The organism is Streptococcus mitis, assembly GCF_026782865.1.
Taxonomy (GTDB): Bacteria; Bacillota; Bacilli; order Lactobacillales; family Streptococcaceae; genus Streptococcus; species Streptococcus mitis_CG.
On the sequence record NZ_JAKUXK010000003.1, the window covers coordinates 168521 to 181780 of the forward strand.

Here is a 13260-nt window from a genome sequence, read left to right on the forward strand (position 1 = left end):
TCAACAAAATGCTCAACAATGGGGTTTTTAGTTGAAGCACGAGCGAACCACGAGAAAGCACGCGCTTCAGGATTGTTGAACATTGTGGCGCGTGGGTTAGTCTTTCTTTTCAATATCAATCATTATTTGAATATCTTCATCATTCACTTTGTAATCCTGAGTACCTTCACCAATCCACCAATTTAATGATTTTAAAAATCCATATTCTTCTTTACTAACTTTTCCATATTGATTTTCGAACCAATCGAAATAATTGGATTGAATTTTTGAAATTATTTCACGCTTAATTATTTTAAATAATTCGCCCTTATCATATGGTGCAATGTATTTTTTTAGAAAGCCTATACTATCATCATCAATATCTATGCTAACAGTAAATGAATTATAATCCAAATCATAAAAGTAAGCTGAAATATACCAGATACTAAAATTATCTCCCATTGGGGTATTCATAAAATTAACTTCTAACCCAAAATCACAACTAACTTCAATATCTATATTATCTGCTTGATGCTGATAAAAATCCAAACTCTCTATTTGAGAACTGTTAGGCTTTTCATCTAATTCAAATGATTTTAGAGAAACTTTTATATCTTTATTATCGTATATACTTTCTACTTCGTAATCATAGGGTAAAAAGTCAAAAAAATCCTTTGGTTCTATTTTTAGCGCCAAACAAATTTTATTTAATGTTATGTAATCTATTTTTGTACTGCTGTTATTAACAATTTTAGACAAGGCTGCTGGAGTTATTCCAGTTTTAACTGATAGCCATGCAGCTGTTTTTTCTTTTGTCTTCAAGATATTTGCTAAATTATTTTTTATCACAACCATCCCTCCTTAGATACATTTTACAATTATCTTCTGAAATACACAATAAAAAATTATCGCAAAGAATAATTTTTTTGTTGACAATTTATTTTTTATTGGTTATTATTATTCTATGCGATAATTATTGCATAGAATAATAACGAGAGGGGTTGACGATATGAACAATAATTTTCGTGTCATATTAGCAAAACAACGTAAAAAAGTTAGTGACGTTCACAAGGCAACAGGCAGATCAAAAAGCGCACTCATATCACTATACTATGAACGCACAAAGCGCCCAGATATTGAAACCTTGCAAAAGGTAGCCGAGTATCTAGGCGTTACCATTGACGAACTACTTACCGTTGAAGATTAGGAGGGACACCATGAACATTGTTTACATGGACGGCAAGAAAGAGCCGTATACTACAAGCGAGATCATTGCTGAATGCGCTGAAGTCACTCATCACACAATACAAGAACTTTTAAGGAAGCATAAAGCTGATTTTGAAAGCTACGGAATTATCGCATTTGAAATGCGTAAATTAGACGGGCGAGGGAGACCAATGAAAATCTATCGCTTGAATGAGCAACAAGCAACCTTGCTGATCACTTATCTAAAGAATACTGCACCAGTGCGTAAATTCAAAATGAACCTGGTCAAAGCTTTCTTTGAAATGCGTGAGGAACTTTCTAAGTTTCGTATGCAGAGGGCGCTAGAAAAGCCAAAAAGAAAAACCTTGCATGACAGCATTGAGAACTGGGAACAAGCACCAAAGCACGCGCATAGCACCATGAACAACCTGCTACTAAAAGCAGTAACCGACAGGAACGCTAAGCAGTTAAGGGAAGAACGTGGGGGCTACAATGGCATTGATAGCTTGACAAGTGACGAGCTGGAGCAATACCAAGCATTTGAGGATATGGTAATAGCCATGATTGGCTTGAATATGAGTTATCAGGAAATCAAAGCTATGGCATTCAGAAATAAAAAAACACGCCAAAGAAGCGCGTGAGAACAACAAAAAAGGCTTAGCAATAACCACACCGCAGAGCCTTTCACACTAACACTAAAACGAATTTAACAAAGCAGGCAAGCTATTATCAAAGAGGTTTTAGTAAAGATTTATACCTAGATTATAGCATATTTAGGGCAATTTGACCATACGGAGAGCCCCAACTCTTAAAACTGGTACTTTCTCACGCTTTCAATTTGGCGACTCTGAGCGTGAGGATTAGCGTTATAAGAAACAACTCAAAAAAATCCCCACACTCAAATTTTGGTCGAGGAGAGTGTGAGGCATGTGGCAGGAAAACGGCATTAAAAAGCCCCACGCTCTCGGTCGGCAAACTTCTGAGTGTGAGGAACTTCATTACAAGAAAAACTGTATAAGAAACAACCATTCAAAATCCCCACACTCGCCATCGCAAAACTTTGAGTGTGAGGATATCCAGTATAGTAAAAGGCAATTAAAAGGCCAACGGAGGAAAAACATGATAGCAGATCAATTAGAAGCTATTTCAACAAATTTAGAAGAAATACAAGAAATTCTTGTAGGAGATGGAACTGCATTAGCTAAAAGAGAAATTAGTAGAGTATTGAACGACTTGGATGATGTCTACAATGAACTAACTAGCACAGAATACCGTGAACAACAGGAAACACTTAAGGAACAGACGGAAAGGATGAAACAGAGAGTAGTTGCTGAAGTAATAGGAGAACTAGAAGAACGAGAAGAGTCTTATTACAGAAATTATTGGGGTGATACTAAGTTTATAAAGCTACTTTCCAACTTTGATGGATTTCTTTTCTTAAACACTTACCTAGCTGAAATAACTAAAGAAAATACCTACCCAATGGAACAAAGCCAATTATTGAATTATGTATGGGAAGTCATAGCGGTTGATATCGCAAAGAAAAAACGAGGGAAAAAGAACGTTTTGGATTCATGGACAGACTCATCCTTATATACTCGTGGAATGATGATTGATTAGGAGGCAATGCAATGACACTTGACCTAAAAAACATGACACAAGCAGAATTTGATAACTTAATAGCCGAGATAAAGACAGAAGATCCAAACCTCTTTCAGCTTATCGAGGATTTTGTAAACAGAAAAGTAACTAGTAAGGAAGTAGACGACTTGCTAAAAATGGAACAATCTGAACAAATGGCATTTATCAAGAACTACAAAGCGAGGGCATAGCATGAATGAGTTAGATTTGACCAACACACAAGCGGTAATCTTTATGGTGGTATTGATTGGCTTACTGCTTTATCTAAACCACCGAGACCGCAAAAAAAGCGCCCAATTTGAGCGAGAAAACCAACAGACGATAGAAACACCTAGCGAGGATTTAAACCCTGATTATGGGCGATATATCCAGCTTGCAGGGGTAAGAGTTTACGGAGGAATGAAATGAGTTACATAGTGAAGATATACCTTGATAGTGAAAAAATACCAGATGAACCTTATTTTACTAAAGAGATTTTTCTAGCTACGTGTATGGACAATGCAACAAAGTTAGCTGTAACTATGAGCTTGTTGACAAAACAAGCGTTTGATTTAGAGACTAAGACAGCTATTTTGAAAACCTTGGATACAATCATAGAAACTCAAAAAGATATTTTGCAAGGGGTAGCGAGCGGACAAATAACCTTTGTGAATAAAAGCAAAGGAGAGGAGGAACTGAATGAGCCTATCAGAGAATGACAAACGAGTATTAAGACTAATCAAGGTAGGGGCTGAGAACTCCATAACAGGGGCAGAAATTAGCCTGATCACTGAGCTGGCAGAAAGAACCGTGCAAGATATTATCAGCCGTCTAATCACGCGCCATAGCGTTCCTATTGTTGGGGTTCGACACGGAACATTTAGAGGGTATTTTATCCCTGCTAACAAAGATGAACTATTAGACGGTGCAAAAACATTTTACAATCAGATACGAGAAGAAGAAAAGCGCCTAGCGGTGTTGATGAATAGCGATTTAGAAAGCTACAAAGAAACCTTGAAGGAGGTGTGCGGATATGTTTAGCCTAAGCCGAGAAAGTGAGCAAGACCTAGCGCATGGCATTCTGGAGGTAGTGGAAAGATACCTGGAAGCGCGTGATACAGTCAAACCACGACTGACAGGTTTAATATCAGCTCAGGAAGTCATGGACGAGTTAGATATAAAATATATGACACTCCAAAAGTGGGAAAAAGCAGGGCTAAGACGGTATCAACCACCACTAGAAGATACTAGAAAAATCTATTACAAAGTTTCGGACATCTGGAAGTTTCTGGGGGTGGAGAATGGCAAAAACTAAAATATATTTTTGGCTAAAAATTGATAAGAAATTTTTTGATAATATTTTTATCAAGAGACTAAAAACGGTACCTGGTGGGTACACTATGACGGTGATTTATATTAGGCTCATGCTAGAGAGCTTAGAAAGTGACTGTATTTTATACTATGAGGGTTACTTTGACAATCTCAAGGAAGAGTTAGCCCTAAAATTAGACGTATCGGAAGATGATATAGATATGACCATGGCATACTTTACTAAGTGTGGTCTAATACAAGTTGATGAAGATAAAAACGCAGAACTACCGCAGGCAAAAGCCTTGGTACAGCAGGAAACCAACCAAGCAGCATACATGCGAGAATATCGGAAACAGCAACGAGAACAAAAGGAAAATCTTACAATGTCATCTGACAATCTTACATTGTTAACTACGTGTAAGACAGAGATAGAGATAGAGAAAGAGATAGAGAAAGAGATAGAGAAAGAAGAAGAGATAGAGAAAAAAACTTCTTCTGCTCCTACTGCTGAAATTTCTAACTATTACCAAAAGCGTATAGGGGTTATGGATGGGCAACAATATCAAATACTGACTGACTATCTCACTCTTGACGGTATGGAGCTAGAGGTTATCAAGATTGCCATAGACAAGGCTGCAGATAACGGCAAGCGATCTTTTAGCTATATCAATTCAATACTCAAGAACTGGAGACAGAATGGTATTAGAACCATGGTACAAGTCGAAGATGAACAGAGACTGTTTCAGCAAAAGAAACAAGGTCAGTCTGACGATGATATTCAAGATCCGTTTATCTACTGACGGAGAGGAGAAACAATGGAATTACTGAATATAGACCAGCTCAATGAAAAAATAAAGGTCACTGATGAGCTTTGCCCAACTCATCAGATTAACCTAGTACAATTCAAAAAGCCAGATGGTTATACATCACCCTACTGTATGGAATGCACTAGGGAGAACATCAAACAGACGGAGCTAGAGGGCATAGAAAAAGCCCTAGGCCATGATCTGGATTCTTCAACCTATGATGTGCTAGCGCGTGAAAGTACGGTATCAAATGAGCTGAGAGAGGCCTCTTTTAGCACTTTCAAAGCCGAGACACAAGAGGAACACGAGGCTAAGGAGTTTGCTATCAAACAAGCTAAGGAGTACCTAAACGGTATGACAGGAAACACGCTAATTATGGGCAATCCAGGTACTGGCAAAAGTCATTTATGCTATTCTATGGCCAAAGCCATTAACGAGGGCTATAAGTCTAGGAATGAGCCTAAGAGTGTGCTTTTTGTCAGTATTACTGAGATTATCACGCGCATTCAGTCAGGTTGGCAATATAGACAGAGTGATTTTACAGAGTATGACGCCTTGAAGTTGCTGACTGAGGTTGACTATCTCTTTATTGATGATTTAGGAACAGAAAGCGTTATGAACAGCCAAAAAAATGAAGCTAATAATTGGGTACAGGCCTTTCTTTTCAAGATTTTTGATAAGCGAGACACAACTATCATCAACACTAATCACAACGGAAAAGAGCTGGCCAGAATCTATAATGATAAGCTAGTCAGTCGCATTGGAAAACAATCAGAGGGGAACGTATTTATTATTACAGACATTAAAGATAAGAGGATGAAGCGCAATTTTTAGCCGGAGAAAAAGGAGAAAAACAACATGACAGAACAAACATACTTTGAACAGGCAGATCAGGAACTGGAGGAACTCAATCGCAAACGTGATGATTTTATGGCGGATGCAACACCAGTATGTCTTGAAGATACGCCTAAACTGATTGAACTAGGTGAGAAGCTCCGGACGGAAGACACTAGCATAAATGCCTATGAGTTATACAGACACCCTGAAGCGCGTGCAAAGTTATTCGCCCAAATCGCGGAAGCCTGCTTCTTGTTGATTGCAGATAGTTCACCAGTACCAGTGCAGCCGACACAAGCACAGCGGATACATTTTTGCGAGTACTTGGAAGGACAATTCCAGAATATCATTAAGAAGTTGATTGCAGGAACTGACAAGCAAGTTCTAGAGTCTTTACTTGAAGCTTTGCAACTACCCAAAGAAAAACAAGCTCAATTTGTCCGTGATGTGGTAGTAAGTGGCTTACTCAGTGAAGAATAGTATCAAAGGGGCATTGCCTCTTTTTGTGGTTTCACTACTACTGAACCCAATAGTTTTGGGTTTTTCCATATAGGGGGAAATAATGAGGCAGTTAGCAATAGAAACAATCACTAAACCAATGAAGCTGAGAGGAATATCTAAGGGTATAGCCGAGTTGGACGGTCAACGTTTAGAGATTGATTTGGATAATTTAGTGATTGATTTTGGTGGAGAGTCATTTGAATTAGACAGAATAGCAGGAACTAAGGGAGGTAATCGATATTTTTTTCTTTGCCCTGATTGTGGTAGACGGTGCAGGTTGCTTTATAAACGGTATTTGTATTTTAGTTGCGGTACTTGTCTAGATATCCACAAGCACACCCTGAACCGCAGTAAAACGGATTGCCAATACTACTGGGAGCTTGCACTAAAAGAAGCCAGAAAGGTAGAACCAGGGTGGAGTCCTAGACGTGGTAGATATATGTTTGATGGTTTCCCTGAAAGACCAAGGTATATGAAACGTGACAGGTATCATAAGCACTATAAGAAGTTTTTGAAGTATACTAAAAAAGGAGATAGATTTTGGCTGAATGGTTCGAGATTGTGAGACAATATGAAGTAGTGTGCAATTTACAAAACGAACAAATACTACATATTAGACGGTTTGAATGTTAAAAAAGCTAGATATATCAAGGATTTAAGTAAGTAGAGCGTTCCAAAAAGGGTGCGGTAAACGTTCCAAAAAAAGGGTGAGGTAAGGGTTAGGTTACATATAAAAAGTACAAGGTTAGTACAAGGTCACATACTTCAAAATACTAAGGTTTTACAAAGGTACAGGGCTTTTTTCTAGTGATAGAACCCCAAGGTTACCACAAGGTAGAGAGGTTTACCGAGGGTTAGAAAAGGTGAGGTTTTTGTGAAGTAGTGGCAAAAAAAATACCAAACGAACACCGTAGAAAGGATGCAATATGGAACGTGATAGCCGAGGGAGATTTTTACCAGGCAACCAAGTAGCAAAAGGCAACAGGGGCAACAGAAAGCCAAAATATGGCAATAGCAACGCTTTGAAGCATGGACTACGCAGAGGATATACTGGACTGTTACCAAGCCGAGAAGGTGGGGTATCTATATATAAAAATGGTGCATACCTTGGAACACTACCAGACAAGTATTTTAACCATTCTGAAGATGGAGCGCTTTGGGTAGATTATAGCGCGTGTCAGTATCTTGTATTAGTTTGTGGCTTGCCTGAAAGTATGTTTAGCGAACCAGAAGAATGGCAAGGGTCTATATACTTGAACTCCGAGCGAACGCCGAGAAAGTGGCTATATTCCCCTATCATTTATCAAGCAGATAAGAGCAATAAAAACCCTCCTTAACTCCCTGAGAAACGACAAGCAGATAAGCGAAGTTTTTAGCCCTCTTATTTCGGATCTACTCCTTGCAGAACGACAAGCAGATAAGGACGACAATAAGCCTTCTTAATTGCTTACAAAACGATAGGGAGTTAAGATAAATTTAAAAGCTCCTTATTTTCGTTTTTCTCCTTGTCAAACGGTAAGGGAATAGGACAGGAAATAACATCGCTTATTTTGATTTTGCTCCCTGAAAAACTGTAAGGAGATAAGGAGACTTATTAGCTTCCTTAATTTGGATTTTCTCCTTACAAAATTACAGGGGAATAAGAACTAAAATAACTCCCCTTATTTTCCTACCAAATGATAAGGAGATAAGAGCAGTTTAAAAGTCTGTTATTTTGGATTTGTTGCTTATAAAACGATAAACAGATAAGCAAAGAAATAACTTGCCTTAATTGCTTGCAGAATGACAAGGAAATAAGAGAGATAAAAACATCCCTTAATTGCTTATCAAACCATAAGGAGATACGGGGGCTATCTCCCTCCCCACGCGCTTCTATGAGCTTCACCCGTCATTGTACATTTTTTCTCACGGGAAAGCATTTGAAGCTAGAGCGAACATAGAGAAAACGAAAAAAAGCCAAGGCGCTCCGCCTCAGCTATAATCTCAATAATATTATATCACAAAGGAGCGAACTAATGGAGCTGGATAAGTTTAAAACGATGATGAACGTCAGAAAGCGGATGACTTATTTTCTGAGATTCCAGAGGATGGCAGGGAGTGAAAACCAAGTTACAATAGACGAAGAGGTTTGGAAACTTATCTTACCTGATCAGTGGAATTTGAGCGGTGAGCATGAAAAAGCAATCCGTGAGGGGCTGGAGATATTCGCCAACGATATCAATAAGATAGAGAACGACCGAGCCAGAAAATACTTTATTATCCATTATTGCTATATGAGAAAGAAAACAATGAGCGAATGTGTAGAAATGGCAGGTACTAGCTCCACTAGTTATCACCGATACAAACAGATAGCCGTCTTAAACTTTGCGAGAATCCACCAGAACGGAGAGCTAGAAGCATATAAGTAGGCGTTTGTGGTGTTTTGTTGAGAAATGTTGAGATTTAAGTGAGGGGGGATGATATGATTGAAGATTTTTGGATTGATTTGGAGAATATCCAATTAGAGGATATGGAGATAGATTTAAACATGGATATAGACATCGATTTAAACATAGATTTTGACCTTGATGGTTTAGATTTAACCTTACTACAAGAGTTAGAAGCATAAATGTTGGCAAATGTAGGCGTAGGCTTCATATTCGCCCCCTATTAAAACACCATGGATAAACTAGAAGCCCTCAGAAACGAATCTGGAGGCTTTTGTGAGGTCATAATCTTATAACCCACGCGCTTCATGGTATAATATACCTATCAGCAACCAGCAATAAAAAAAGCACGTTTGACCGTGCTAGTTTCTTGCCTGCTGAACTCGTTAAATCTTAGCCCTTTTGTGGGGCTTTTTTGCTCCCCTTTTTGCGTACTTTGGGGGAGCAAGTAGTAAAAAGTAATGTTAGTATTTTTTGTTAAAAAGCGCGTGATATAAGGGTTAGGAAGCCCTAAGGAAACATAAAATAAGAAGTTTTTTATTATACTACAAATTCAGCCTTTTGGGTAATAGAATCTCACTTTTTTTGGTATAATGGTAAGCAATAATGGACTAGAAAGAACAAAGATGCAAGATAAAATTGTCATTCATGGGGCGCGTGCCCATAATTTAAAAAATATTGATGTGGAGATTCCGCGAGACAAGTTGGTTGTTGTGACCGGCTTGTCAGGTTCAGGGAAGTCCAGTCTGGCCTTCGATACCCTCTATGCGGAGGGACAACGCCGCTATGTGGAGAGTTTGTCAGCCTACGCTCGTCAGTTTTTGGGAAATATGGAGAAGCCTGATGTAGATGCTATTGATGGTCTCAGCCCAGCTATTTCCATCGACCAGAAAACGACTAGTAAAAATCCTCGCTCGACGGTGGGAACAACGACTGAAATCAATGACTATCTGCGTCTCCTCTACGCACGTGTGGGGACGCCTTACTGTATCAACGGGCATGGGGCTATCAAAGCTTCTTCGGTGGAGCAAATCGTGGATAAGGTTTTGGAGTTGCCAGAACGCCAGCGCCTGCAAATTTTAGCTCCGGTCATCCGCAAGAAAAAAGGGCAACATAAAAGTGTTATTGAGAAGGTTCAGAAAGACGGTTATGTCCGTGTTCGTGTGGATGGGGAAGTCTATGATGTGACCGAAGTGACAGAGTTGTCTAAGAGCAAGCAACACAATATCGATGTCGTGGTTGACCGTATTGTTATCAAGGAGGGCATTCGTAGTCGTCTCTTTGATTCCATTGAGGCTGCCCTTCGTATCGCAGAAGGCTATGTCATTATCGACACCATGGACGACTCTGAGTTGTTGTTCTCTGAGCATTATGCCTGTCCAGTTTGTGGCTTTACTGTTCCAGAGTTAGAGCCACGTCTCTTCTCATTCAATGCTCCTTTTGGTTCTTGTAGTGAGTGTGATGGCTTGGGCATCAAGCTGGAGGTGGATACTGATTTGATAGTGCCAGATGCCAGCAAAACCTTACGTGAGGGAGCGCTAGCACCTTGGAATCCTATCTCATCCAACTACTATCCAAACATGCTAGAGCAGGCCATGACGGCTTTTGGAGTGGATATGGATAAGCCTTTTGAGGACTTGTCAGAAGAGGATAAGAACTTGATTCTCTACGGCTCAGATGGCAAGGAATTCCATTTCCACTATGAGAATGAATTTGGTGGCGTGCGCGATATCGATATTCCTTTTGAGGGAATTGTCAATAATATCAAACGTCGCTACCATGAAACCAATAGCGACTACACCCGCACCCAGATGCGTCTCTACATGAATGAGCTGACTTGTGGAACCTGTCACGGTTACCGTCTCAATGACCAGGCCTTGTCTGTCCGTGTGGGTGGCGAGCAAGGGCCACATATCGGAGAAATTTCAGACCTGTCTATCGCTGACCACTTGGACTTGGTGAGCCAGTTAACCTTGTCTGAAAATGAAGCCATCATTGCTCGGCCTATTCTCAAGGAAATCAAGGATCGTTTAACCTTCCTCAACAACGTGGGTCTAAACTATCTGACCCTATCTCGATCAGCAGGTACCCTTTCAGGTGGTGAGAGTCAGCGTATTCGTTTGGCAACCCAGATTGGATCTAACCTATCAGGCGTCCTCTATATCCTAGACGAGCCATCTATCGGACTCCACCAGAGGGACAATGACCGCCTGATTGCTAGTCTGAAAAAGATGCGTGATTTGGGCAATACTCTCATTGTAGTGGAACACGACGAAGATACCATGCGCGAGGCGGATTACCTGATTGACGTTGGTCCCGGTGCCGGTGTTTTTGGTGGGGAGATTGTCGCCGCAGGTACGCCCAAGCAGGTTGCTCGCAATAGCAAGTCTATCACAGGCCAGTACTTGTCAGGTAAACGAGCCATTCCAGTACCAGAAGAGCGGCGTGTGGGAAATGGTCGTTTTATCGAAGTGACAGGAGCGCGTGAGAACAACCTGCAAAATGTCACTGCTCGCTTCCCATTAGGAAAATTCATCGCAGTGGCAGGGGTATCGGGTTCAGGGAAATCGACCCTCATTAACAGCATCCTCAAAAAAGCCATTGCTCAGAAACTCAACCGCAACTCAGACAAACCAGGTAAATTCAAAACGATTACAGGGATTGAGCATGTAGATCGCTTGATTGATATTGACCAGAGTCCTATCGGACGAACGCCAAGGTCCAACCCTGCTACCTATACAGGAGTTTTTGACGATATACGTGACCTTTTTGCTCAGACAAATGAAGCCAAGATTCGAGGCTACAAGAAGGGGCGTTTCAGTTTTAACGTCAAGGGTGGTCGTTGCGAAGCCTGCTCGGGTGACGGGATTATCAAGATTGAGATGCACTTCTTGCCAGACGTTTACGTGGCTTGTGAAGTCTGCCACGGGACTCGTTACAACAGTGAAACTTTAGAAGTTCACTATAAGGAAAAGAATATCTCGCAGGTCTTGGACATGACCGTCAATGATGCGGTTGAGTTCTTCCAACACATTCCGAAAATTCAACGTAAACTCCAGACTATCAAGGATGTGGGGCTGGGCTATGTAACGCTAGGGCAACCAGCTACCACCCTTTCTGGGGGGGAGGCCCAGCGTATGAAGTTGGCTAGTGAACTCCACAAACGCTCGACAGGAAAATCTTTCTACATTTTGGATGAGCCGACGACAGGGCTTCATACGGAGGACATCGCTCGCTTGCTTAAGGTACTGGCTCGCTTTGTCGACGATGGCAATACAGTCCTTGTCATCGAGCACAATCTAGATGTTATTAAGACGGCAGACCATATCATCGATTTGGGACCTGAGGGCGGTGTCGGTGGTGGAACTATCATCGCAACAGGAACTCCAGAAGAAGTAGCTGCCAATGAAGCCAGCTACACAGGACATTATTTGAAAGGAAAGTTACATCATGAATAAACGCGTACAATCATTTCTAACTAAAATGCAAGAAAAGGAACTGGATGGCATTATCATCAATAACCTTAAAAACGTCTATTATTTGACTGGTTTTTGGGGTTCAAATGGGACAGTCTTCATTAGCCGTGACCGCCAGGTCTTGGTGACGGACTCTCGCTATATCATTGCGGCCAAGCAAGAAACCAGTGGTTTTGAGATTGTAGCAGACCGTGATGAATTGGCTGTCATTGCAGGAATTGTCAAGGACATGGGCTTGTCTCGTATCGGTTTTGAAGATGAGATTTCAGTCTCTTATTATCACCGTATGCAGGTAGCTTTTGCAGGTTTGGACTTGCTTCCACAAACTCAGTTTGTTGAAGGTCTTCGAATGATTAAGGATGAGGCAGAGATTGCAGCTATTCGCAAGGCTTGTTCTATCTCAGACCAAGCTTTTCGCGATGCGCTTGACTTTATTAAACCAGGAAAAACTGAAATTGAGATTGCCAACTTCCTTGACTTCCGTATGCGTGAGTTGGGAGCATCTGGCTTGTCTTTTGACACTATCCTAGCTAGCGGTATCAACTCTTCTAAACCCCATGCCCATCCCATGCACAAACCAGTGGAGCTGGGAGAAGCCATTACCATGGACTTCGGTTGCCTTTATGACCACTATGTTAGCGATATGACACGAACTATCTATCTGGGGTATGTCAGCGACGAGCAGGCAGAGATTTACAATACAGTTCTCAAAGCAAACCAAGCCTTGATTGACCAGGCTAAGGCTGGCTTAGGTTTCCGTGACTTTGACAAAATCCCTCGTGATATTATTATTGAGGCAGGTTATGGAGACTACTTTACTCACGGTATCGGACACGGTATTGGGTTGGATATTCATGAGGAACCATACTTTAGCCAAACATCTACAGAAACTATTAAGGCAGGTATGGCCTTGACCGATGAACCAGGTATCTATATAGAAGGCAAATACGGTGTTCGTATCGAGGATGATATCTTGATTACAGAGACAGGTTGTGAATTGTTGACCCTAGCTCCAAAAGAGTTGATAGTCATTTAGTTATTTGTCAAGAAAAAAGTACGAAAATGACGAAAAAAGTCAAAAAAATTTAAAAATAGGTC

Annotated in this window: 18 protein-coding genes; 17 read left to right on the plus strand and 1 reads right to left on the minus strand. The window is 40.7% G+C overall.

What is annotated here, in order from left to right:
• Positions 1–96: 96 nt before the first annotated feature.
• Positions 97–828 (minus strand): helix-turn-helix domain-containing protein, encoded by a 732-nt coding sequence (locus MK482_RS01455; protein WP_007284901.1) that lies wholly within the window; start codon positions 826–828, stop codon positions 97–99.
• A 160-nt stretch (positions 829–988) separates the two neighbouring features.
• Between MK482_RS01455 and MK482_RS01460 the strand changes: the two genes are divergently transcribed.
• The 17 genes from MK482_RS01460 (at position 989) to MK482_RS01540 (ending at position 13198) form a co-directional block, all read left to right on the plus strand.
• A complete protein-coding gene (locus tag MK482_RS01460; RefSeq protein ID WP_268717787.1) occupies positions 989–1186 on the plus strand; it encodes a helix-turn-helix domain-containing protein in 198 nt (65 codons plus the stop codon).
• A gap of 10 nt (positions 1187–1196) precedes the next feature.
• Positions 1197–1826, plus strand: coding sequence for a Rha family transcriptional regulator (locus MK482_RS01465; RefSeq protein WP_268717788.1), 630 nt, complete (start codon positions 1197–1199; stop codon positions 1824–1826).
• Between the two features lie 286 nt (positions 1827–2112).
• Positions 2113–2805, plus strand: a complete 693-nt coding sequence (locus tag MK482_RS01470; RefSeq protein ID WP_268717789.1) for a hypothetical protein — start codon at positions 2113–2115, stop codon at positions 2803–2805.
• An 11-nt stretch (positions 2806–2816) separates the two neighbouring features.
• A complete protein-coding gene (locus MK482_RS01475) occupies positions 2817–3017 on the plus strand; it encodes a hypothetical protein (RefSeq protein ID WP_268717790.1) in 201 nt (66 codons plus the stop codon).
• A 1-nt stretch (position 3018) separates the two neighbouring features.
• A complete protein-coding gene (locus MK482_RS01480) occupies positions 3019–3234 on the plus strand; it encodes a hypothetical protein (RefSeq protein ID WP_138703084.1) in 216 nt (71 codons plus the stop codon).
• Positions 3231–3524, plus strand: coding sequence for a hypothetical protein (locus tag MK482_RS01485; RefSeq protein ID WP_261015102.1), 294 nt, complete (start codon positions 3231–3233; stop codon positions 3522–3524). The genes MK482_RS01480 and MK482_RS01485 overlap by 4 nt, the downstream gene beginning before the upstream one ends.
• Positions 3505–3846, plus strand: coding sequence for a DNA-binding protein (locus MK482_RS01490; protein ID WP_268717791.1), 342 nt, complete (start codon positions 3505–3507; stop codon positions 3844–3846). Before MK482_RS01485 ends, MK482_RS01490 begins: the two co-directional genes overlap by 20 nt.
• Positions 3839–4120, plus strand: coding sequence for a transcriptional regulator (locus MK482_RS01495; protein ID WP_084930650.1), 282 nt, complete (start codon positions 3839–3841; stop codon positions 4118–4120). Before MK482_RS01490 ends, MK482_RS01495 begins: the two co-directional genes overlap by 8 nt.
• On the plus strand, positions 4107–4916 hold the full coding sequence (locus MK482_RS01500) for a DnaD domain protein (protein WP_268717792.1): 810 nt from the start codon (positions 4107–4109) through the stop codon (positions 4914–4916). The genes MK482_RS01495 and MK482_RS01500 overlap by 14 nt, the downstream gene beginning before the upstream one ends.
• Before the next feature lie 15 nt (positions 4917–4931).
• The gene (locus MK482_RS01505) at positions 4932–5756 is read left to right on the plus strand and encodes an ATP-binding protein (protein WP_084930652.1); all 825 of its coding nucleotides are present in this window, start codon (positions 4932–4934) and stop codon (positions 5754–5756) included.
• Positions 5757–5780: 24 nt separating this feature from the next.
• Positions 5781–6239: a hypothetical protein gene (locus tag MK482_RS01510; protein ID WP_061864688.1), complete on the plus strand. Its 459-nt coding sequence runs from the start codon at positions 5781–5783 to the stop codon at positions 6237–6239.
• 82 nt (positions 6240–6321) lie between these two features.
• Positions 6322–6825 (plus strand): hypothetical protein, encoded by a 504-nt coding sequence (locus MK482_RS01515; protein WP_268717793.1) that lies wholly within the window; start codon positions 6322–6324, stop codon positions 6823–6825.
• A gap of 361 nt (positions 6826–7186) precedes the next feature.
• Positions 7187–7597, plus strand: coding sequence for a hypothetical protein (locus MK482_RS01520; RefSeq protein ID WP_268717794.1), 411 nt, complete (start codon positions 7187–7189; stop codon positions 7595–7597).
• 678 nt (positions 7598–8275) lie between these two features.
• Complete coding sequence (locus MK482_RS01525) at positions 8276–8668, plus strand: transcriptional regulator (RefSeq protein ID WP_268717795.1); 393 nt, start codon at positions 8276–8278, stop codon at positions 8666–8668.
• 53 nt (positions 8669–8721) lie between these two features.
• Positions 8722–8868 (plus strand): hypothetical protein, encoded by a 147-nt coding sequence (locus tag MK482_RS01530; protein WP_268717796.1) that lies wholly within the window; start codon positions 8722–8724, stop codon positions 8866–8868.
• 444 nt (positions 8869–9312) lie between these two features.
• Positions 9313–12144 carry an excinuclease ABC subunit UvrA gene (gene uvrA / locus MK482_RS01535; RefSeq protein WP_268717797.1) on the plus strand — a complete coding sequence of 944 codons (2832 nt, stop codon included), beginning with the start codon at positions 9313–9315 and terminating at the stop codon, positions 12142–12144.
• Positions 12137–13198: a M24 family metallopeptidase gene (locus tag MK482_RS01540; RefSeq protein ID WP_268717798.1), complete on the plus strand. Its 1062-nt coding sequence runs from the start codon at positions 12137–12139 to the stop codon at positions 13196–13198. Before uvrA ends, MK482_RS01540 begins: the two co-directional genes overlap by 8 nt.
• The last annotated feature ends 62 nt before the right edge of the window (positions 13199–13260 follow it).